20 protein-coding genes and 1 tRNA gene are annotated in these 20308 nt (G+C 56.0%); 6 read left to right on the top strand and 15 right to left on the bottom strand.

Going from position 1 to position 20308, the window contains the following annotated elements; translation table 11 throughout:
* Positions 1-8: 8 nt before the first annotated feature.
* From AACZ86_RS14195 to AACZ86_RS14185, 3 genes are all read left to right on the top strand, one after another.
* Entirely contained in the window at positions 9-392 is a 384-nt protein-coding gene (locus AACZ86_RS14195) for a VOC family protein (protein ID WP_339693617.1), read from the top strand.
* A gap of 81 nt (positions 393-473) precedes the next feature.
* A tRNA-Glu gene (locus AACZ86_RS14190) sits at positions 474-548 on the top strand.
* Positions 549-1025: 477 nt separating this feature from the next.
* Positions 1026-1304: a hypothetical protein gene (locus AACZ86_RS14185; protein WP_339693615.1), complete on the top strand. Its 279-nt coding sequence runs from the start codon at positions 1026-1028 to the stop codon at positions 1302-1304.
* A gap of 33 nt (positions 1305-1337) precedes the next feature.
* Here AACZ86_RS14185 and AACZ86_RS14180 read toward each other — a convergent pair whose 3' ends face one another.
* From AACZ86_RS14180 to AACZ86_RS14140, 9 genes are read right to left on the bottom strand one after another with little or no spacing between them, the layout of a single operon-like run.
* Entirely contained in the window at positions 1338-2240 is a 903-nt protein-coding gene (locus AACZ86_RS14180) for a VOC family protein (protein WP_339693614.1), read from the bottom strand.
* A gap of 1 nt (position 2241) precedes the next feature.
* Positions 2242-3006 carry an enoyl-CoA hydratase-related protein gene (locus AACZ86_RS14175; protein WP_339693612.1) on the bottom strand — a complete coding sequence of 255 codons (765 nt, stop codon included), beginning with the start codon at positions 3004-3006 and terminating at the stop codon, positions 2242-2244.
* Positions 3003-3869, bottom strand: coding sequence for a polysaccharide deacetylase family protein (locus AACZ86_RS14170; protein WP_339693610.1), 867 nt, complete (start codon positions 3867-3869; stop codon positions 3003-3005). Before AACZ86_RS14170 ends, AACZ86_RS14175 begins: the two co-directional genes overlap by 4 nt.
* A complete protein-coding gene (locus AACZ86_RS14165; RefSeq protein ID WP_339693609.1) occupies positions 3869-4669 on the bottom strand; it encodes an SDR family NAD(P)-dependent oxidoreductase in 801 nt (266 codons plus the stop codon). The genes AACZ86_RS14170 and AACZ86_RS14165 overlap by 1 nt, the downstream gene beginning before the upstream one ends.
* A complete protein-coding gene (locus AACZ86_RS14160) occupies positions 4669-4992 on the bottom strand; it encodes an REDY-like protein HapK (RefSeq protein ID WP_339693607.1) in 324 nt (107 codons plus the stop codon). The genes AACZ86_RS14165 and AACZ86_RS14160 overlap by 1 nt, the downstream gene beginning before the upstream one ends.
* A complete protein-coding gene (locus AACZ86_RS14155) occupies positions 4989-6185 on the bottom strand; it encodes an amidase (protein WP_339693605.1) in 1197 nt (398 codons plus the stop codon). Before AACZ86_RS14155 ends, AACZ86_RS14160 begins: the two co-directional genes overlap by 4 nt.
* A gap of 8 nt (positions 6186-6193) precedes the next feature.
* Positions 6194-7555, bottom strand: coding sequence for a phenylacetate--CoA ligase family protein (locus AACZ86_RS14150; protein ID WP_339693603.1), 1362 nt, complete (start codon positions 7553-7555; stop codon positions 6194-6196).
* Entirely contained in the window at positions 7552-8859 is a 1308-nt protein-coding gene (locus AACZ86_RS14145) for an MmgE/PrpD family protein (protein ID WP_339693601.1), read from the bottom strand. The genes AACZ86_RS14150 and AACZ86_RS14145 overlap by 4 nt, the downstream gene beginning before the upstream one ends.
* Positions 8856-10106 carry an MmgE/PrpD family protein gene (locus AACZ86_RS14140; protein ID WP_339693599.1) on the bottom strand — a complete coding sequence of 417 codons (1251 nt, stop codon included), beginning with the start codon at positions 10104-10106 and terminating at the stop codon, positions 8856-8858. The genes AACZ86_RS14145 and AACZ86_RS14140 overlap by 4 nt, the downstream gene beginning before the upstream one ends.
* 26 nt (positions 10107-10132) lie before the next feature.
* Between AACZ86_RS14140 and AACZ86_RS14135 the strand changes: the two genes are divergently transcribed.
* Positions 10133-10885 (top strand): GntR family transcriptional regulator, encoded by a 753-nt coding sequence (locus tag AACZ86_RS14135; protein ID WP_339693597.1) that lies wholly within the window; start codon positions 10133-10135, stop codon positions 10883-10885.
* Between the two features lie 5 nt (positions 10886-10890).
* On the opposite strand, the gene AACZ86_RS14130 is transcribed toward AACZ86_RS14135, so the two are convergent.
* The 5 genes from AACZ86_RS14130 to AACZ86_RS14110 all read right to left on the bottom strand — a co-directional run bounded on the left by AACZ86_RS14130 (position 10891) and on the right by AACZ86_RS14110 (position 15811).
* Entirely contained in the window at positions 10891-12024 is a 1134-nt protein-coding gene (locus tag AACZ86_RS14130; RefSeq protein WP_339693595.1) for a CoA transferase, read from the bottom strand.
* A complete protein-coding gene (locus AACZ86_RS14125) occupies positions 11978-13171 on the bottom strand; it encodes a CoA transferase (RefSeq protein WP_339693593.1) in 1194 nt (397 codons plus the stop codon). Before AACZ86_RS14125 ends, AACZ86_RS14130 begins: the two co-directional genes overlap by 47 nt.
* 82 nt (positions 13172-13253) lie before the next feature.
* Positions 13254-14435 carry an acyl-CoA dehydrogenase family protein gene (locus tag AACZ86_RS14120; protein WP_339693591.1) on the bottom strand — a complete coding sequence of 394 codons (1182 nt, stop codon included), beginning with the start codon at positions 14433-14435 and terminating at the stop codon, positions 13254-13256.
* 24 nt (positions 14436-14459) lie between these two features.
* A complete protein-coding gene (locus AACZ86_RS14115; RefSeq protein WP_339693589.1) occupies positions 14460-14969 on the bottom strand; it encodes a MaoC family dehydratase in 510 nt (169 codons plus the stop codon).
* A gap of 32 nt (positions 14970-15001) precedes the next feature.
* On the bottom strand, positions 15002-15811 hold the full coding sequence (locus AACZ86_RS14110; RefSeq protein ID WP_339693588.1) for a CoA ester lyase: 810 nt from the start codon (positions 15809-15811) through the stop codon (positions 15002-15004).
* Positions 15812-15923: 112 nt separating this feature from the next.
* On the opposite strand from AACZ86_RS14110, the gene AACZ86_RS14105 reads away from it, so the two are divergent.
* Complete coding sequence (locus AACZ86_RS14105) at positions 15924-16832, top strand: DUF1838 family protein (protein ID WP_339693586.1); 909 nt, start codon at positions 15924-15926, stop codon at positions 16830-16832.
* Between the two features lie 81 nt (positions 16833-16913).
* On the opposite strand, the gene AACZ86_RS14100 is transcribed toward AACZ86_RS14105, so the two are convergent.
* Positions 16914-17597, bottom strand: coding sequence for a hypothetical protein (locus AACZ86_RS14100; protein ID WP_339693584.1), 684 nt, complete (start codon positions 17595-17597; stop codon positions 16914-16916).
* Positions 17598-17745: 148 nt separating this feature from the next.
* Between AACZ86_RS14100 and AACZ86_RS14095 the strand changes: the two genes are divergently transcribed.
* Positions 17746-20220 (top strand): TonB-dependent receptor, encoded by a 2475-nt coding sequence (locus AACZ86_RS14095; RefSeq protein ID WP_339693583.1) that lies wholly within the window; start codon positions 17746-17748, stop codon positions 20218-20220.
* The last annotated feature ends 88 nt before the right edge of the window (positions 20221-20308 follow it).

Genomic DNA, 20308 nt, shown 5'->3' with positions numbered 1-20308 from the left:
AAAAAAACATGTTCAGCCACATCACTTTGGGAATCAATGATTTCGCCGCTGTCGAACCCTTTTACGACGCGATCATGAAAACACTGGATATCGAACCTTTCCTGCGCCACGAAACCGGCAAAGCCTATGGCACCGCGACCGGTCCAAAACTGTTCATCGGCCCGGCTTTTGATGGCCAGCCTGCCCAGGCCGGAAACGGTAATCATGCAGCCTTTCTCGCGCCATCGCGTACCGCCGTCAATGCTTTTCATGCCGCCGCACTGGCGCATGGCGGGAGCGACGAAGGTGCCCCGGGACTGCGTCCCCATTATCATCCCAACTATTATGGAGCCTATGTTCGCGACCCGGAAGGCAACAAGCTGCAGGCGGTCTGCCACAGCGCCAGAAAATAGGCCGTATTTCCGGCGAAAAGAGGGTTGACCAAAGTCCAGCGCACCCCTAATGGCCGTGGCTCGCTGACCAGCAATTGGTTTGGCCCCTTCGTCTAAGGGTTAGGACGCGGCCCTTTCACGGCTGAAATACGGGTTCGAATCCCGTAGGGGTCACCACTACTTCACACATATCGCAGAACTCCGTGTGGGACGGTATCAAACCGTCCTTTCAACGGTTGAACAGACGATATTATCACGCTGCCCAACAGGTTTTAACGGATCATCTTTGATCAAAGTTGAATAATGGAGCGGTGATAGCACTACCGCTTCCTGGCTTTGCGGCGGCGGCGTGACAAGCGCCGGCCTTTTTCTCCCCGACAATTTCAAGCGACCTTCAATGCCCCGCTTTATACTGGGTGCGTTGATGATCAGACAGATTGCAACAAAGTCGGAAGCGAGAGGCCGAATGGAACAAGGTTCTGGATATGGACAAACTGAAGCAGATTGTCGCTCATTGGCAAATATAGATTTGGCTAACCGATTCCAGGCAAGATTTAATCGTTGAACCAGCCGAACATGAAATAGCGAATCAGGCCCGAGAAAAACTCAGCGACTGGCACAGACGATATACCAGGGCACCGGCCCCGCAATGGCTTGAAGATATTCACCGCAGCAGAACGCGCAGCGCTCGACCTTGCCTTTGCTGCGGGACAGGTCCCCAACGCCGCCACCGACGAACATTTCGCTGCACTGGATGTGCATTTTGACGAACGCCAGAAGACCGAAATCATGGCCGTGATCAGCATGTTCGGCTTTCTCAACCGCTGGAATGATAGCCTGGCGACCGCGCTTGAAGACAAGCCGTTTGAATCGGCGAGCAACTTGTTTACGCCAGACCAGTGGCAACCGGGGCAGCATCGCAGGACATCCTGAAACCGTCTGCCGGGTCACACTCGGCTCTCGATGCTACAGGATTTCGATCAGCTCCAGCAACTCCCCAGCAGGCCCTACGGTCGTCGCCGAGCGCCGTCCGCAATAAGGCGCTGAATCGCGCTTCTGCGGTACCGTGATCCATTCGACATCGATCTTGTCGAGATCATCGACGGCCAGGCTGACCAGCGCATTGCCCGGCGGCAACATGCCGTCGTGCCGTTCACGAACGGTAGCTTCCACGGGATAGTCATCAACTTCGATGATCGGCAGCCGGTCTTTTTGCACCATCGTCAGATCGGACAGCGCGTCCGCCGGTTTTCCGAAGGCGTCATTGATCATGCTGTAGGCCAGCGTATAGGTATCGCCCTCTGACAGAGCAAGACGCTCGCGATACCATTGGACCGTGGCGGCGCGATCCGGCGCCGCGAGAATGACGATGAAAATATGGTCCGTCGGCGAATGGGCCTTTGGCAGGTCGGAGGAAGGCGTGTTTTCGCGAACCTCGTTGAGATAGACCATCTCGCGCCCTGTCCCCAGCACCTGCATCGGAACGAAATAGGGCAGCCCTGCCAGTTCCTTGGGCGGACCGACAATATCAAAACCGCTGCCGTCCAGACGGTCCGGCCAGCCGAACACATCCTGCACGGTCAGCTCGAAGGCCGCCCAGCCAAAACTTGTCGTCGGCCTGAAGTCGAGACGATCAGGCTGTTCGACCAGACGGATATGGCAATCGGCACCGCTGGCCGGTTGCAGCGCAGCCATGGCGCAGCCAGCGCTGTCCGGGCAGCCCCAGCTGTCCGCGAGGTCGGACGACAGCGCACCCTGTTCGACAACGGACATGCCGAGTATATCGCGATAGCCCCGCAGTGCGGCTTCCAGATCAGGCACAACCGCTACGCCGCCCAGTATCGAGCCATGTTGTAGATTATGGGTCATATTAGAATTCCGGCTTTCTCTTCTCGAGAAACGCACTCACGCCTTCCTTGAAATCGTCGCTGTCAAACGCGGCGTTGAACAGCGCTTTGGTTGCGGCATCGTCGTCCGGCTGCCCTTCGAGGATGCGCTGGATGACATGTTTGCTCATCCGCTGACTGTGGGAAGAAACCGAAGCCATGACATCTACCAGCGCCATTGCTTCGCCATAGGGGTCGTCGGCCAATATGGTGATCAGGCCGATACGCAACGCTTCTTCGGCAGACAGGATCTGACCGGTGAACAGGATGCGTTTCGCCTGAGACGGGCCAACGGCATCGACCAGCAATTTGGTGTCGTGCAGCGGATAAACCAGGCCGAGTTTGGCCGGCGTGATACCAAAGCGGGCGGCAGCGCCGGCAATGCGCAGATCACAGGCCAAGGCAATCCCGCATCCGCCGCCGATGCAATCGCCGTCAATCACCGCAATCGTGGGCTTCGGGGCTTGTGCCAGTTCATGCTGGACCTTGCCGATTGCTGCCTGGTTTTTCGCTCGCCAGACCGGATCGGTCGATCCTGTGCCAAATTCGCCGATATCGGCTCCGGCGCAAAAGGCGCTGTCCTTGGTGCTGGCATGGACGGTCAAGACGCGGATGGACTCGTCCGCCATCGCATCGGCGAGCAGGTCGGGGAACAGCTCCCACATATCCTGGGTGAAAGCGTTGCGCTTGGCCGGGCGATCGATGACCAGATGCGCGATCTTGCCGTTTTTTTCCAGACGCAGAGTCATGCCGGATCCACCTTGGCCAGATGCTGGGCGATCTGGTGGCGTGAGGCGATCCAGACATCCTTCTTCGAACGGACATGTTTGAGAAATTCTTCAAACGCCCAGATCCGGCCCGGGCGGCCGATGATCCGCAGATGCAGGCCAAGCGACATCATCTTGGGATTGCCCTCTTCGCCTTCGCGGTAAATCTGGTCGAAATTATGCTTGGCATAGTCCAGCCAGTGCTGTGGCGTCATCGCCGGATCGGTCCACATTTTCATATCGTTGCTGTCCAACTGATAGGGCACGATCGTCAGAGGTTTGCCCGGCACGGTGTCCTTGTCCCAAAAAGGAATATCGCCCGAATAATCATCCATATGATAGGCGAAGCCTTCCTCGATCAGAAGCCGTCTGGTGTTGTCGGTATGGAAATAGCGCGACAGCCAACCATAAGGGCGGACGCCCACGGTCTTCTCGATTGAGCTGACCGCCTTGCGGATGAATTCGCGTTCTTTTTCCTCGTCCATCTTGAACTGGTGAACCCAGCGATAGCCGTGACTGACCGGCTCGTGTCCCAGATCGGCAATCGCGTGGGCAATCTCCGGATGGTTCTCCAGGCTCATCGCGGCGACGGTCCAGCTGGCCATGATATCAAATTGCCTGAGCAATTTTACCACCCGAGGGGCACCGGCCTTGATGCCGTACAGATAATTGCTCTCGTTGCCATAATTGCGGATCGGCGACTTGATATGGATGCCCAGTTCATCGACCGGCTCCATGCCGCGGTCGCCGCGAGCGATTGTCATCTCGCTGCCTTCTTCGACATTGACGACAATGCTCAGCGCCATTTTGGCGCCGTCCGGCCATTCCATGCGTTCTTCTTGCATCAGTGCATTTCCTCCCCGCCAGACACGTTCAGCGCCTCGCCCGTCATGTAGAAAGCGTCATCGCTAGCCAGCCACGCACACGCCGCAGCGGTATCGCTTGGCAAGCCCGGCCTGCCCATCGGGTTCTTGACGCTCATGTTGGCGACATATTCCTCGACCGTGTCAAACCCCAGAAGTTTGGAGAAATATTCATTCTGCTGCGCGCCGAGACCGGTCGTCACATGGTTGGGACAAACCGCGTTGACGGTTATGCCGTGCGCGCCCAGTTCGACTGCACTCGCTCTGGTCAGGCCGATCATGCCATGTTTCGAACTGACATAGGCCGGAAGATGCGGGAACGCCGTCTTGGCTGCCTGGCTGGCGATATTGATGATGCGCCCGCCATTGCCGGTTTTTACCATCGCTTTGGCCGCTGCCTGTGTGCAGTAGAAGGCGCCGGAGAGATTAACACCGATGACCGTCGCCCAATCTGCGGGATCGACCTCCAGCAATGGCTTCATCATGAAGCCGATGCCGGCGTTGTTGATGAATATATCGACTGCCCCGAAGGCTTTGACGGCCTGATCGACCAGCGCCTGACACTGGGCTGCGTCGCTGACATCGCAGGCAATGGTCGCAACCCTGACTCCGCGTCCGCGCAGTTCGTCGGCCACCGCCTGTTCCTCTTCGCCGATGACAAGGTCGGAAACAACGCAATTGGCGCCTTCATCGGCAAAACGCTGCAATATTCCCTGACCGAGCCCCTTCTGCTTTCCCGATCCGGTTACGACGACGGTTTTTCCGTCAAAGCGGCCTGCCATTAGATATCCTCGGTCAGAATGAATTGCGGATTATCGGCGAAATCCTGGAACGGGGCAGCAATCGCCTGAAATTCTTCGGTCGAGATATCGGCGACAAAATCATCCATGCCGTTGATGTCGAGCACTTCAATATATTGATAGGGCGAGGCTTCGTCCGACCCAAACAGACCGGTCGCCTTGTGGACCGTGAAGCCGTTTACCGAACCGAGCTTGTTCACGCCCGGGATATCGGCGGTCTTGGCCCAATTTTCATAATCGGAGGCGCTGACGCCCTGTTTGAGGTTGAATATGACGATGATGCGCATGATCTTTTTCTCCTTCATTTTCCGTAAAATAGGGGCGGTTGGCGATAGGCCGATAATTGGCCGTCGAGTTTTTTGGCCAGTTGCATCAGCCCGGCTTCGTTGCCGGCCGCTCCGACAAGCTGGACACCGACCGGCAGGCCTTGATCGTTCCACCCTGCAGGAATGCTGATCGCGGGCAAGCCGGCGATATTGGCAAGACAGGTGAAATCCGCCTGATTGGCGGGAGCCCTGTCGGCATGACTGAAAGCGGCCTGCGGAGCGGTGGGCAGCAGAATCGCGCCATGTTGTTCGACAACCGCATTTACGGCTTCGCTGACCTCGGCCAGAATTTTCCTGTCTTCGGCAAGATCGGGTTCACTGCGTTGGGGACCAAAGGTCATCAGAAACTTGAGATTTTCAGATATTCCGTCCGGATGGGTCGTCAGCAGTTCGCCAAGCGATTCGGACAAGGCGAGAGACGTCGAAATGAACCCCGCATAGCGGATGCGGGTGAGCGGATAGGGCAAGCAAAAACCGTCGGTGGCGTTCAAAGCCGCACAGGCTTTTCCGTAATTCTCCAACACGGCAGCCTCGCAGACCACGTCTCCGAGATTCTCCAACAAAGCAATATTATCAATGACTTGCGGAGAGTTCCATTCCATCAAGACCCGCGAACATGCTTCCAAATCTTCCAATGATCGCGCCAACGGACCGATGCTGTCGAGGTTCGCTTCGGCAATTTCGAGACCGTCCTGACTGATCGCGCCCCGTGTCGGCTTCAATCCATATATGCCGCAATAGGCCGCCGGTATCCGGACCGATCCCATCGTATCGGTGCCCAAGGCAACATTGCACAGTCCGGCAGCAACCGCCGCCGCGCTACCGCCCGACGATCCGCCGGGCGTATAGCCGAGGCGGTGCGGATTCTGGGTCGCACCAAAAAAGGGATTATCGGTCTTCGCTCCGAGCGCAGCCTCTTCCATGTTGAGCGTTCCGATGATCGCCGCTCCTGCTTTACGGAGCCTGGCCACAGCATCGGCATCGCGACTGGCGATGCGGTCACGATAGGCACCGATCCCGCCGGTCCAGGGCAATCCCTTGACCGCGATATTGGCCTTGACCCCGATCGTAAAGCCATTCAGCGGGCCGTCGCCGCATTGCGCGCTTTCGTCAAAGTCGACGAAGGCGTTAAGCGCGGCATTTCTGGCCTCAAGATCTCCCAACTGGATCATTGTCCGGTTCAAAGCCCCCGTTCGTCGATCAGCCGGATCGGCTTCTGCCGCACATCGATCTGGCTGGCTGCGGCGGTGCCGCCCACGTCGACCAGATCAACCGTAATCTCGATACCAAGCCCCTTGCGCAGAAGATCGGAAAGCTGGGATATGTCCGATCCGCCACGGCTTTCAAGAACGACTCTCATGTCGTCCCGGCCTTTTTCATCGCGGGTAACATAGCAGACATATTCACCGGTAAGATCGTCCCGGTTTTCGATAATCGAACCGACGGCATGCGGGAAAATATTGATCCCGCGTAGCTTCACCATATTGTCGCTGCGGCCCTTGAAACCCGATATCCGCTTGAACACCATACCGGTTGCATTGGTATCGGTCCGTTCTTCGGTAATGTCATGGGTGTTGAACCGTATACACGGCGCGATGTCGTCCTTGAACAGGCATGTCACTACCATATCGCCAGTCTCACCGGGAGCCACTGGCAGGCCGTCGTCGATGCCAAGCAACTCCAGATATTGCGCGTCTTCCCAGACATAGAGGCCATCGCGGTCCGGTCCTTCGCCAGCGATGCTGCCGGTGTCACCGACTCCGTACCAGTCAAAGGCTTTCGCCCCGTGCCACGCCGCCTCGGTCGAAGCCCGGTCCTCGGTTCCCAAATGGCCGATAATCATCTTGAGATTGATCCGGTCGAACAGATTTTCCGCTTCCGCGACATCCGCCAGTTTGCGGACATAGTCGACAAATCCGACCATGCAGGTGACGCCGAAATCCGCCATCAGATTGACCTGGTTGATAGAACGCGTCTCGATGCCGGTTCCCGCGCTCAGGAACAGGGAGTTGGTGAAATGGGTTACCGATTCCCGGATATAATGGCCGCCGTTGATCATCCCGTGCCCGTAGACCGATTGCACCACATCATCCCGGCCCAGTCCCATCCAGCGATACATACGACCGACGAGAAGATTGGTGATTTCGCGGCCTTTAGGGCCGAACATCAAAGGCTGCGGGCGGCCTGTCGTGCCACTGGTCGTGTGGAAGATAACCGGTGTGTCGCCGCGCCCGTCAAAGTCGCCATAAGGCGGATGGTCATTGACCGATGCCATGAGATCGGACTTGTCATAGACCGGCAATTTGGTGATATCGACCAGGCCCCTGATGTCGCCCGGCTCGATTCCCTGAGCGCCCCACAGACGCTGGTAGAAGGGGATTTCCCATCCGCGTTGCATCAGTTTCAGAAATTGCTTGTCCTGAATAGCGTAGAGTTCATCGCGGGACATGGCGGTGTAGCGACTAACGAAATCATCCCCTACCGGATATTGGTCCAGCATCTGTTTGGCGTCGAAAGTTTCGAAATAGGTCGGAAAGGTCATTGGGGCTCCGTGGCATAAGCTAGAGGATCATCAAAAATTCGGGGGTCGTGATTTGAGCTGGCGAGGTTGCGGGCAAGATCGAGCTTGGACCCGGTCTGCGCTTCGGACATTGGCGCAGAGGGGCTACCGAGATTATCGGTGATTTTGCGCTCGACTTTGCTGCCATCGCGCAATGTGATGGTCAGGCTTTGGGGCGTAAGGGCGTTGTGGTCCGGGTTGCCGTCAATCCGGACCGTCACTTTCTCTCCGAGCTTTAACAAATCCGGATTGCCAAATTCCTGCGACGTGAAACAGCGAGGATCAACAATGCCGTCGCGCAGCATCAATGGCACGAGGAAAGGCAGGCACAGCCGCGCATAGCTGGCACTCATATCCGCTTTATAGGGGCGCCCGACAAGACGGTGGATCAACGGCGGCGCAGCAATGTCGAGCGCTACAATCCGGGAGCTGTCGAGCGCGCCGTCGCGCAACATGTTGTCGAGTGCGCCCAATATTCCGTGGCTGGCCCTTCCTGACGGGAAGGGTTTGACACTGACATCTTCGATCAGCCAGCCTTTGCCCATATTATCGGTATAGAGGGTTAGGTCGCCGGGCTCGATGAGTTGGTAATAACCGAACGGTCCTTCCAGAGCATCATGTGGACCGTCCATTCCGGCGCTGACCAGATCGACCGCGGTAATCGCCGCCCGCGCCGCATTGGCAATTTGCAACGGCAAGGCAATCGACGCCTCGACATGCGCCTGCATCGTCCCCGCAGTCTGCGAATAGGCGAGGCCGAGAATGTCGGGAAATTTTTCTGTCGCGAAACCTTCCAGTCTCGCCACGGCCAGCGAAGCACCGATGACTCCTGCTGTCGCGGGGCGGAAAAATTGCATTCCACCGGTGGCGGCAACGCCGAGACCGCTGGCTATGTCAACGCCCACCGCAAGCGCGGTCAGAAAATCATCCTGATCACAACCGCCCATCCGGTCCGACGAAGCAAGCAAAGCCGCTGTGACCACCGACATCGCATGGACCACGGCGGGCTCGTGCACCGCATCCCATTCGAGACAATGAATCGCGAAACCGTTGAACCAGGCGGCCGATGGTGCAGGAAGACGATCACTCGATCCGAGCAGTCGTGCGTCAATTCCCGCTCCCCATCTCTGGACCGCGCTGAGCATCGCTTGCGCTTCGCTGGAAGCCGCTCCGGCCGCTCCGCCGGCCAAAGTGTCACCCAGCAGATATAATGCCGTCGTTTTCACATGGTCTGGCAACGCGTGATCGGCTGCTGCGAATTCGATAATTTTCCGAGTTGCGTTCATGATAACCAATCCGTCAGCATCTTGTCTATTGCACTTGCATCATCGCCATCGAGCGCCAGATCGACCGCCCGCTCGGCTTCCTTTTCCGGCAAACCGCCCCAGGCAATCAGCGAGCGTGCTTTTTCAATTATACCTTCTGTCGAAAGCGGGCGCTCGGGATCACCTCGCGTGTCGACAAGCTCGATCGTTTCGCCTGCGCAAGTGATGCGCGCTCCAAAATGCTGGGGATAACGGGAGCTGATATCGGATGCCTCCAAGACCGTCACCCGGTTCCGCGAACCGGCAAAGGCGGCTATGGCTTCAGGTTCGAAATCGGCGAGTTGCGGCACGCCTGATCCAGCGATAACCGCAACCGCATGCTGAATTGAAAATTTCGCATCATTTACCGACTGCGGTTCTGGCCGATCGCAAAAAGCTATCGCGTCGGCATAAGTCTCGATCAGAATATCGCCTTCGAGCGATCCGAGTCTTGCTTTCAATTCCAGCGCGACATCAATCGCCGGATGGGCGTGGCGACAGGCAGCCCACGGTTTGAAACTTACGTCATGGATGCGCCATTGATCCGGCAAGGTCATTGCTTTGGGATCCTTGCAGGTCGCAGCGTAAAGCCCTTGCGGGCCTTCGAGAATGAAGCGCGGGCCGGCAACCGAACCGCTAGCATAAGTTACCGCATTGATCCCGGTTTCGATAGCATGGACAATGTGCCACTGCTTGCCCTGTCCCGGTTCGTGCCGCATCTGCCAAAAGCCACCAGCGACTGATCCGGCCAGCCCCATTGCGGAAACCAACTGCGATGTCGTTTCATTGGCGGACGGATAGTCAAAGGCAGCAGCAACAGCTCCGAAATATCCGGCTGTCGCGGTATTGTGATAATATTCATAGTGCCGAGCGTCGAAGGTCGAGCCAATTGCGATACAGGCCTCATATCCGCGGACGGCATTATCCAGCATATTGTCCATCGGCTCCAGCCTTCGGCCTAGCAGGCAGGGCCATATCACGGGTCCGGGATGAAGAGTGGCAACGCGGTGAACATCATCCATTTCCAGAACGTTGCCCAGCCATGCGGATTTTCGAATAGCATCTGCTTGCGTGTCATGAACGCTCAGCCTTGCAACATCGCTCTGCCGCGCGCCGGCGACACATCCCAGCCAATCCAGAAGATGCAATCTCGCCCGTTGCCGTGCGGGCTCATCCACGGGGCGCATCAAATGGGCTACAAGTTTCTCTGTCACGCTCTCTTGCGTCATGTCGCTACCCGTCTTAAGGTCATCTTATGTCCGGACAAAAAGCTGAAGCACCGAAGAAAAAGAAGCCGCGTTATCTGGAGCTGGCGGACGAAATCCGTGAGGAAGTTCTGCGCGGGGATTATCCTGATGCCGGTGACTTTCCGACCGAGTCGGTGCTTTGCAAGAAATTTGGCGTCAGCAGGTTTACGGTTCGCGAGGCGTTGCGCAAACTCACGGCCGAAGGTCTGATCGCCCGCAGACGCGGATCGGGTACCATTGTTCAGCCCGCCACTGCGCGAGCCGGTGCGCTGCATCAACCGCTGAGCAATGTCGGCGAGATTATGCAATATGCCCGCGACACCACTATCAGTTTTAAAAAATTGCCGCCGCAAGCCATTCCGGTAAAGATCGCCGAACAGATCGGTATTACCACCAAAGCTGAATGGTTCGTCTTCCATGGCAAAAGGCTGAAACCGGACCGGAAGCGGCCGATCGCGGTAACGGTTGCCTGGATCAACCCCGAGCTCGCCGATTCTGTCGAGAGAATAGACGTCGATGGCGCGACGCTCTTTGGCCAGATCGAAGAATATGCGGATGTCACCGTTAACCGGGTGACCCAGGATATTCAGGCGATTGCGGCAACAAAAAATTTCGCGGGCGACCTTGGGCTTGAAGAAGGCGACCCGATCCTGCGCATCCTTCGTTGCTTTTTTGACGAGAATGACCGGCTGCTCGAGATTTCGGCCAGCTATCATCCTGGCGACCGCTTCGTCTATTCGATGCATATCGAGGTTGACTGAACGGCTCATTTCAAAAGTTCCGGGGCTTCCGACGGCTGCCAGTTATCTTCCGACCGGAATTTAAAAGCGGGGGCGATCTGGTGCGAACCATTTGCTTCGACGAGCAGGCCTCGTTCCTGAACAAAACCCTGATCGAGCGCTTCGCGGAAATTTAACACAGGCGAGAACGCGACATCCTTGTCCGCAAACCATTGCACCCATTGATCGCGGCTTTTGGTCGCAAATGTGTTGCGAAGAAATTCTATAAGGGATTTCTGCGGCTCTCCCGCTTCCATCTCGGCCAACGGTAGCAAATCGATCCGGTCGAGAGCGGTTAGCAGGACCTTCGCAAATTTGACTTCGCGGCCCCCGAGAACGACATGCTTCCCATCCATCGTTTTGTAAACATTATAAAATGCAGCTCCGCCCAGCGAACGCTGCGTCTGGGAGGTGGGAGAGTTTCCACCTTGTATCGCGCTGCCCGCAATATGGGCGCACCATGGCAACATCGAGTCATACATGGCGATGTCGACATAGTCGCCACGGCCGGTTTGTTGACGGCCAAGCAACGCCATCAGCACAGCGGACAATCCGTTCAGTCCCGCCGCCATATCCGCCGAAGGTACGCCCGGTACAACCGGCATGCCGTCCGGACCATCATTGACCGACAGAAAGCCCGAAAGAGCCTGCACTGCCAGATCATGGGCAGGATGATGTGCCATCTCGCCTTCCTGGCCAAAAGCCGAAATCGAGCAATAGACGATACGCGGATTTTTGGCAGCGACCGCATCATAGTCAAACCCGAGACGCTTCGTGACACCGGGCCGAAAGCCCTCGATCATCACATCGGCATCCGCAAGCAAAGCCCAAAGCCGCTCGCGCCCTTCGTCGGATTTCAGATCCAGCGCCAGCGCCTGCTTGCCGCGATTGAGGTTACGGAACCAGACCGACTGGCCGGCCTCGACCGGTTCCATTTCGCGGGCCGGATCGCCCGCAGGCGGCTCGACCTTGATCACCTCTGCGCCATGGTCCGCCATCATCATCGTCAGCATGGGACCCGGCAGAAACAGCGACAGATCGACAACTTTTATACCCGACAGCTTGCCCATAAAATCAGATAACCCCCCCGGCGCGAAGCTGTGCAATAGCATCGTCATCATATCCGATTTCATTCAAGATAGTGTCGCTATCGGCACCAAGCAGCGGCCCTGCTTTATTGGGAAGGCGCTGGCCATTGAGTTTGATCGGGCTGGAAAGAACATCCATCTCGGGATTGTCCGGATGGTTAACTGTGTCGCGCATGCCAATGGTTTGAAGCCATGGATTATCCAGGGCTTGGTTGAGTTCATAGACCGGAGAAACCGGCATATGGCCCTGCAGCAACTTTAGCCACTGCGCGACCGGCTTTTCGCTGAAGACCCTGTCCAGCAGGTCCGAAAGCTCGGTACGGTTGGTCAAACGATTGGCCGGCGTATCGAAACGCGGATCAGCGATCAGAGCATTTTGTCCGATGCGTTCGCATAATATCGGCCAGAATTTTGGAATCTGTGCCATCACAAACATCCACCCGTCGGCGGCCTTGAACATCTGGCTGGGTGTCGCCGATGGATGTGCTCCGCGTGGCACACGTCCGGTGATATCGCCTTCATTCATGTACCAGAGCGCAGGATAGCTGGTCTGGTGAATCGCCGCGGACAGAAGGTCCACATCGACGTCACAACCCTCTCCGGATCGTTGAGCATCAAGCAGGGCGGCGAGCAGACCGACCGCCATTTGTGTGCCTGACATGAAATCGACCATCGACAGACCAAAGCGGACCGGTGGGCCATCGGGATCGCCGGTCAATGCGCAAAAACCCGCTTCGGCCTGCATCAGATAATCATAGCCTGGCCATTTCGCGCGCTCATTGTCGCGACCATAAGCAGAAACATGGGCGCAGACGATGGCCGGATTTACCGCTTTCAGGGAGTCATAGTCGAGACCGATTTTTGCGGGCACATCGCCGCGCAAATTATTCGCCATGACATGCGATTCCCTGACCAGCTTGTGCAGGATTTCCGTACCTTCATCCGTACGAAGATCCAGAGTCAGCGACCGTTTGTTTAGATTGAAGCTCTGGAAATAGAGACTTTCCTGATCGCGCAACCAGTGCGGCCCGACATGCCGCGCCGTATCGCCGCCCTTGGGCGGTTCGATCTTGATGACGTCGGCTCCCAGTTGGGCGAGAAACATTGTACCATAAGGGCCGGCGCCATATTGCTCTGCCGAGAGGACGCGGAAGCCCTTGAGGGGTTGTTTTACGCTCATGACGAAATGTCGTTCCGGCGATCGCCGGAAGCTCCTGAAGATTGCAAATATAGGCGATGATATCCCGGCGTTCTCAAATCCATCAAGCCGGATTCCTTTTTACCCATTGTTTCGAAATAATCATCCGCTGCATTTCGTTGGTTCCCTCGCCGATACACATCAGGATGGAATCGCGATAATAGCGCTCAATGTCATATTCTTTCGAATATCCATAGCCGCCATGAATCCGCAGGCCTTCTTCGGAATTTCTGACAGCGGCTTCGGAAGCAAAATATTTGGCCATACCGGCTTCCATGTCACAGCGCTCGCCGCGGTCATAGATTTTCGCGGCATCCAGCGTCAGCAGACGTGCGGCCCGTGCGCGGGTCACCATTTCACCGAGCTTCAGTTGGATCGCCTGATGTTCGCATATCGGCTTGCCCATGGTCTCGCGTAACTGGGCATATTCTGTTGCCAGCCGCAAAGCGCCGTCCGCGAGGCCAACGCCACGCGCAGCGACGTTGATGCGGCCGAGTTCGAGACCGCCAGTCGCCTGGAAAAAGCCATGGCCTTCTACGCCGCCAATCAGATTTTCCGCCGGGATACGGTAATTGTCGAACATCAGTTCGGCACTGTCGATCGATTTGTAGCCAAGCTTGTCGAATTTCTTGCCGACGCCAAAACCTTCTCCCTTGGGCGCAATCATCAGGCTCATGCCCTTGTAGCGCGGGTCTGCCTTGGGGTCAGTCTTGACCAGCAATGCGAAGCACTCGCCCTTGATGCCGTTGGAAATCCAGGTCTTGGTGCCGTTGATCACATAGTCATCACCATCGCGCGTCGCGACGGTCCGGATCGCTTGCAAGTCGGTTCCCGCATTGGGCTCGGTCAGCGCCAGTCCGCCACGAATTTCTCCGCTTGCAAATTTCGGCAGCCATTTTCTTTTCTGATCTTCTGTTCCGAAACGCTCGACCGCCGCCGCCATGATCAGGTGCGAATTGACGATTCCGGTAATAGCCATCCAGTAGGAGGAGATATAGGCGATGATCTTCGCATAGGTCGTTGCAGGTAGGCCGAGTCCACCATATTCTTCGCCGATGGTGGCTCCGAAAAGACCCATTTCGGCCATTTGCGCTACAAGCTTTTCCGGCCATATATCGCCGTGATCATGTTCCATCACGACCGGAATGACTTCGCCTTCCACCCATTTCTGAATGGCGTCCATGAACGCGCGTTCGTCGTCCGGATCGATGGTTCGGATTTGATTCATATTTACGGCATCAGCCATTTTCATTTTCCTTGTTCGCGAATTCTAATCGTCTGCGCCGCCGAAGCCGCGTTTCCAGATCAACATGGTACGCTCGAATGTGCAAACCACGTCATCATTCTGATTCTTGCCAATTGTCTTGACCTTAACAATGCCTTGTTCCGGTCGTGAGGATGACTCGCGCTTGTCGAGCACTTCGCTCTCGGCATAGAGGGTATCGCCCGGGAACAGAGGGTGGGTAAGACGGATCTTGTCCCAACCCAGGTTGGCAACCGCTTTCTGACTCGTGTCTGAAACGCTCATTCCTACCATCAGCGCTACCGTCAGCGGTGAGCAGACAATCGGCTTCTTGAATTCGGTCTTCTTCGCGAACTCATAGTCAAAATGTGCAGGATGGGTGTTCATCGTCAGCAGCGTAAAGTGAACATTGTCGGTGTCGGTGATCGTCCGGCCGGGACGGTGCTCGTAAATATGACCAACCACGAAATCTTCGAAATAACGGCCAAATGTCTCGCGGAAACGACCGGGACTGACTTCAATAACTCCATCACGCATATCTATTTTTCCTTATCCAATTATAATTTCAATCAGGCGGATTTGATGATCCGCCGGTAGCGTTCCATGACCGGCGCTTCGAGCATCCGGCCATTGTGACTAATCGCTTTGCCACCCGCCTGGTCATAAGCGGCAATTGCTTCCCTTGCTTCGGTGATATCTGCCTCGCTCGGCCGCATCGCCGTTTGAATGGCTGCAATTTGCTTGGGGTGGATGGCTGCCTTGGCATGGAAGCCCATCGCCTTGGCGCGAGTACATTCTTCAGCAAGGCCATCTTCGTTCGACATGTCGATATAGGGCACATCGATCGCCATGATCTGCGCTGAAGCACAGCACATGATGAAAGCCCCCCGCGCAGCCAGAAGCGGCTCCCATTCCAGCTTGGTTCCAAGCTCAGCTGAAAAATCGCCACCACCAAACATCATCGCGGTCACGCCCTTGCTGGCCGCAATAGAATCTCCGGAGCGCAATCCCTTGACCGTTTCGATCAGGGGAATAAGGCCATCGACCTTGTCGCCGAGGATATTATGAGCAATTTGCATTTCGCTCGCGTTTTCTACCATCGGTATCAAAACCAGTGAGGGGCTGTGATCAGCATTCCTCAGCGCTAGCAGATCTGCGAGACCGTCAGCGGTGTTTAGACCATTGATCCGGACAGCGGTTTTTTCCCGATCAAGGCTAGCAAGGGCCGTCAGCACAGATTGGCGCGCAGCATCCTTTTGATCGGCAGGGACTGAATCTTCCAGATCAATGCAGATCAGATCGGCTCCGCTAGACGCCGCTTTTACGTAACGTTCGGGGCGATTCGCCGGAACAAAAAGAAAGTTGGTGAAGGTGATCATGATATCCAATGCTCAAAAATACGATATTGCTCCCTCCCAATTTGTCCGGACAAATATAAAGTCAACCTGAAAGTGAAATTAATTTACCCCATTCACTTGTGGAGAAAGAGCTATGAAAGCAGATTTTAAACTCAGTGTCGCATTAGCAATTGGCGCAGCAAGCACTGTTGTAACCCCCGCATTTGCACGAACTTTAGACCCCAATAAGGCGGAAGATGCGCTCGAAATCATGAAGCGCACGCAATGCGGTGAAGCCGACGGCGTGCCAGCGGTCTATTATTGGTCCGGGAAAGTTTATTCCCGGGTAGCCGGCGAACCTGACCGTCATTTGTTCAACGGCGAAGGCATGAACATACGTCAATGTGTTCGCGTCGAAGACCCGAAGCGCGGAGTCGGTTATCGCCAGGTGAGTCGCGAAGTGATGTTCTATCTTGACCCCAAGACCAACGAAGTGTTGCGGACCTGGGAAAATCCGTGGAGCGGCGAAACCGTCAATGTCATGCAGATCGCCAATGATCCGGTGAACGGCGGCGCCAGCTATCCTTATTCCGCGGACGGAAAGCCTTACAAGATTTCAACGATGCGCCGGCAGGGAAAATGGTTGTTCCTGCCGATGGAAGTACCATTATTCTATCACAATGTTCTGGCCGGCGATTATCAGGATTATGTCGGCAACAAATATCATGCGATGGAGATTTTCGACTTCGCCATGCTGGCCGACGAGATGCTTGATACCAAAAATCCGACCGCCTATCCGACCATCAGCTGGGTTCGTATCTCCGACTGGATGCCATGGATGAAAATGCGCGGACGTCAAGGCCAGATGGTGTTCAATGCGATGGGTGCGAAGCTGAAGAGCTATGATGACCTGCCGAAGGTGATCAAGGACGAGATTGCGCTCAACCATCCGGAATATACTGCGCCGCCTCCCGGTGACGATGCCCGGCCGAATGAAACGACCTGGACAGTGTTCAAGAAAATGGTCGATGCCGAACGGGCTGCCAAGGCGAGCGAGAAATAATACCGGAAGACATGGTTCCTCCCTGGGAGGCCGGTCGGGGGACCGGCCTCTTTTTTTGTCAGGGTGCGTCTTACTATTCGATCAAAATGGTTTGATATTGCCGAGAAATGCGGTCGCAAGTAGTAGAAAATAGACAATCCAGACCCAGATCCGGGTCCGGTTCATGGTGTGGAGCAGCGGGATTTCGGTCTCGTCCGACGATCCTTCGGCGATCAGCTTGCCAAGCTGTGGGCCTACCGGTTTGAAGGCCACGTCAATCATGATCGCAGCTGCAAATATCAGCCCGAACATCAGCGCTTTGGTCGCTAGCCAGACCGGAGCAAGAGGAAAGCCTTGGGATAACGAAACCATTCCGAGGCCGATATAAAAAACCGTCAGGCCAATGGTCAGCGGCTTCTCGATTTTGCGATCACGGGCGGCGCGTTCGGTCTGGTCGTGGCGGTGAGCGTCCCAGACCAGCCAGAGCCAGAAGCCGCCAACCGCCCAAGCCGCGACCAGCGTCCAGACCGGCAGGTCCCACCAGCCACCGGCATCGACCATGGTCAATGTCAGCGGCACCATCAGTGCCCAGGCGGTGCGCGGCACCATGTCAAGATTGACGAGCAGTTGCAGCAAGATCAGCCGTTGCGGCAGGTCATATTTGTCACGCTTGCGAAAATGTTGTCCGAGCATGAACACGCCAACATCCGCACCCAACCACAGCACAAACAAGATAATGTGCACAAAAACAAGTAGTTGGTAAAAACTGACGACCATAAAATCCATAATAATATCCCCCTATGCGCTCTTTTTGCCACAGATGATCGCGCAAATGAAAGCTGAACGAATCAATTTCTTGCCAAACTGTATACACTATGTAGATTTGTCCGGACAAATGGGAACGCTCCGGGAGAATGACATTTTGAAAAATTTAATGCTTGCATCAGTCGCACTGGCCGCTTTGGGAACTGCTATTCCCGCGCATGCGCAATCTGCCAACGAAAACGAGGCCGCTGAACAGGGCGGGCTCGGCGTTATCGTGGTGACCGCCCAGCGTCGCGAGGAAAGCGTGCAGAATATCCCGATTTCGGTCAGCGCTTTCGACGAGGAAGAATTGCTCCGCCGAGGGGTTTCCAATGCGCTGGAAATGGCGCAATTTGTTCCCAATCTGGTTGGGTTGAACAACACCGGTCTGGGTTCGGCAAATTCCTATTATCTGCGGGGGATCGGCAATAGCGAAACGATTCCGACCTTTGATCCGCCGATTGGCACCTATGTCGACGATATCTATATCAGCCGCCAAAATGCCAATAATCTATCGCTGTTCGACGTCCAGCGTCTGGAAGTTTTGCGTGGGCCGCAGGGCACGCTATTTGGCCGCAACACCACCGGAGGCGCGGTCAATCTCTTTCTCAAGGAACCCGGCAATGAATTTGCCGGTTTTGTCGAGGCGGGCTATGGTAGCTACGAAAAATATATGGCGAGGGCCTCGCTCGACATTCCGCTGGCGGATAGTTTTGCGGTCAAGGTCTCTGGATATTACCAGCAGGACGAGGGCTATGCCCAGAATACGACAACCGGTGAAAGGGTGAATGAAAATGACGGCTGGGGCGTCCGTCTCGGCTTTCGCGGCGAGCTGTCCGACACCGCCCGCTGGACCGGTTCCTATATGCACATCAATACCGAGGGCGCGAACATCCTGAATTTCGCTTGCGACCCCGCAAATCCAGCCAATTGTGACGGGCGCTTCGTCACCACCGGCTATACCGAAGACGGAAATCTTGGCGGCCGTTTCACCGGCAAGAAAGACAATTTCGGCCTTGGCAACGATACCGACATGGATTTCATATCGTCCAATCTGGAAATCGGCAGCGGCGAGGATTTTACAGTCAATATCATCACCGGTTATGTCTATACAGCGCAGGATTATGCGCTCGACTTTGCTGATGGCCGGGGGCTGCCAAGCCTGGCCAATCCGGTTCCGGACGTGCTCGGATATACTCTAGGCGGTTTCACCATTGTCAATGAAGGCGAATTTTCGCAGTTCACGCAGGAAATCAAACTGAACGCCTCGCTCGGCGACGGGCTGCTCGATCTGGTCGGAGGTCTCTATTATTTCGAGGAGGATAATTACAGCGATTTTGGCGATCTCTTTTCGATCAGCCTGCCATTCGCTCCGCCACCAGACGGCTTCCCGCTGATTCTGGCGGACCGCACCCTGCGCAATTCGACCAAGGCCTATGCGGGCTATTTGCAGGGCGATCTCAACGTCACCGACCGGATCAAGCTGACCGCCGGTATCCGCTACACGGATGAAACCAAGAAGTTCAGCATCAGCGACAACCGGGCAAGCTGCAACGACGGCACGCTTGAAGCGACCTGCATCGACGATCTGAACCTGACGGCTGCGAACGGCATGGCCATTCCCCAGACCCAGACAACCAAGATCTGGACACCCCGGTTTGCCGTCAATTTCCAGCCCAATGACGATCTGCTGCTGTTTATCTCGGCAACACGAGGATTTAAATCCGGGGGCTGGAACGCACGCGGCACAGCGCCGAGCGAGCTGTTGCCATTCGGACCGGAAACCGCCTGGAACTATGAAGCGGGTATCAAGTCGGAATTACTGGATAACCGGTTGCGGATCAATCTCACGGCTTACTATCTCGATATCGCGAATCTTCAGACGCCGTCCGCCTTCACAAGGACGAACGGGTCAATCGCATTCATAACCCGCAACTTCGCCGACTACGAGAATAAGGGTATCGAACTGGAGGTCACCGCTGTTCCGGTTGACGGACTGAACCTGTTCGCATCCTTTGGATATCAGGACGACAAGTACAAGATTGATGCCAATGCGCCCTTGCTCGATGCCTTTGGTGTCGGTTCGGTAGCCAGCCAGCAAGCCAGTTGCCTTGCCCAGCTGGCCGCCAATCTGGTTCCCGGCGGCGGCGCGGCTGAGGCATCAAACTGCGGTGTCGGCATTATTGCTTCGGACGGCACTCTGGCACAGCCTGTCCGGACTCCGAAATTCAATCTCGCAATCGGTGGCAGCTATGAAGCCGATCTTGGTGGCGGACTTTCACTTGTTCCGGCCCTCAACGCAAGTTGGCGGGACAAAAGCGAAGTGAGCACTAGCCAGTTCAGCCTCTTTAACGGGCCAATTACCAGCTCCACCGGAACCGTGTTCCCGTCTAATCCGTTTGGCGGCGACTTCATCGTCGGATCATTCAGCAAGAGTCGCTGGATCGTCAATGGCAACATAGCCCTGCGGAGCGACACGGGCTGGGCATTGTCTGCCGAATGCTCCAATTGCCTGGACCAGGAAGCCGTAGAATCATCTCTTGCCACCTACAGCTATCTGAACCCGCCTAGGACCTTCCTGATCAAAGCACGGTTCGACTTCTGAAACGATCGCAAGCAGTCTATGCACAGAAAAAAGGCGAGCCGTTTCGGTTCGCCTTTTTTATTCTGGTATAATAGACTGGTGGAGCTAT

The organism is uncultured Parasphingorhabdus sp. (assembly GCF_963975735.1).
In the GTDB taxonomy this organism is placed as follows: domain Bacteria; phylum Pseudomonadota; class Alphaproteobacteria; order Sphingomonadales; family Sphingomonadaceae; genus Parasphingorhabdus.
This window is presented reverse-complemented; position numbering and strand designations above follow the sequence as displayed.

What these genes read in the sequence shown, in the direction of transcription:
- AACZ86_RS14195 (WP_339693617.1), top strand. Translation starts at nt 9, where the DNA reads ATGTTCAGCCACATCACTTTGGGAATCAATGATTTCGCCGCTGTCGAA.
- AACZ86_RS14180 (WP_339693614.1), bottom strand. Translation starts at nt 2,240, where the DNA reads ATGACCCATAATCTACAACATGGCTCGATACTGGGCGGCGTAGCGGTT.
- AACZ86_RS14175 (WP_339693612.1), bottom strand. Translation starts at nt 3,006, where the DNA reads ATGACTCTGCGTCTGGAAAAAAACGGCAAGATCGCGCATCTGGTCATC.
- AACZ86_RS14170 (WP_339693610.1), bottom strand. Translation starts at nt 3,869, where the DNA reads ATGCAAGAAGAACGCATGGAATGGCCGGACGGCGCCAAAATGGCGCTG.
- AACZ86_RS14165 (WP_339693609.1), bottom strand. Translation starts at nt 4,669, where the DNA reads ATGGCAGGCCGCTTTGACGGAAAAACCGTCGTCGTAACCGGATCGGGA.
- AACZ86_RS14160 (WP_339693607.1), bottom strand. Translation starts at nt 4,992, where the DNA reads ATGAAGGAGAAAAAGATCATGCGCATCATCGTCATATTCAACCTCAAA.
- AACZ86_RS14155 (WP_339693605.1), bottom strand. Translation starts at nt 6,185, where the DNA reads ATGATCCAGTTGGGAGATCTTGAGGCCAGAAATGCCGCGCTTAACGCC.
- AACZ86_RS14150 (WP_339693603.1), bottom strand. Translation starts at nt 7,555, where the DNA reads ATGACCTTTCCGACCTATTTCGAAACTTTCGACGCCAAACAGATGCTG.
- AACZ86_RS14145 (WP_339693601.1), bottom strand. Translation starts at nt 8,859, where the DNA reads ATGAACGCAACTCGGAAAATTATCGAATTCGCAGCAGCCGATCACGCG.
- AACZ86_RS14140 (WP_339693599.1), bottom strand. Translation starts at nt 10,106, where the DNA reads ATGACGCAAGAGAGCGTGACAGAGAAACTTGTAGCCCATTTGATGCGC.
- AACZ86_RS14135 (WP_339693597.1), top strand. Translation starts at nt 10,133, where the DNA reads ATGTCCGGACAAAAAGCTGAAGCACCGAAGAAAAAGAAGCCGCGTTAT.
- AACZ86_RS14130 (WP_339693595.1), bottom strand. Translation starts at nt 12,024, where the DNA reads ATGATGACGATGCTATTGCACAGCTTCGCGCCGGGGGGGTTATCTGAT.
- AACZ86_RS14125 (WP_339693593.1), bottom strand. Translation starts at nt 13,171, where the DNA reads ATGAGCGTAAAACAACCCCTCAAGGGCTTCCGCGTCCTCTCGGCAGAG.
- AACZ86_RS14120 (WP_339693591.1), bottom strand. Translation starts at nt 14,435, where the DNA reads ATGGCTGATGCCGTAAATATGAATCAAATCCGAACCATCGATCCGGAC.
- AACZ86_RS14115 (WP_339693589.1), bottom strand. Translation starts at nt 14,969, where the DNA reads ATGCGTGATGGAGTTATTGAAGTCAGTCCCGGTCGTTTCCGCGAGACA.
- AACZ86_RS14110 (WP_339693588.1), bottom strand. Translation starts at nt 15,811, where the DNA reads ATGATCACCTTCACCAACTTTCTTTTTGTTCCGGCGAATCGCCCCGAA.
- AACZ86_RS14105 (WP_339693586.1), top strand. Translation starts at nt 15,924, where the DNA reads ATGAAAGCAGATTTTAAACTCAGTGTCGCATTAGCAATTGGCGCAGCA.
- AACZ86_RS14100 (WP_339693584.1), bottom strand. Translation starts at nt 17,597, where the DNA reads ATGGATTTTATGGTCGTCAGTTTTTACCAACTACTTGTTTTTGTGCAC.
- AACZ86_RS14095 (WP_339693583.1), top strand. Translation starts at nt 17,746, where the DNA reads ATGCTTGCATCAGTCGCACTGGCCGCTTTGGGAACTGCTATTCCCGCG.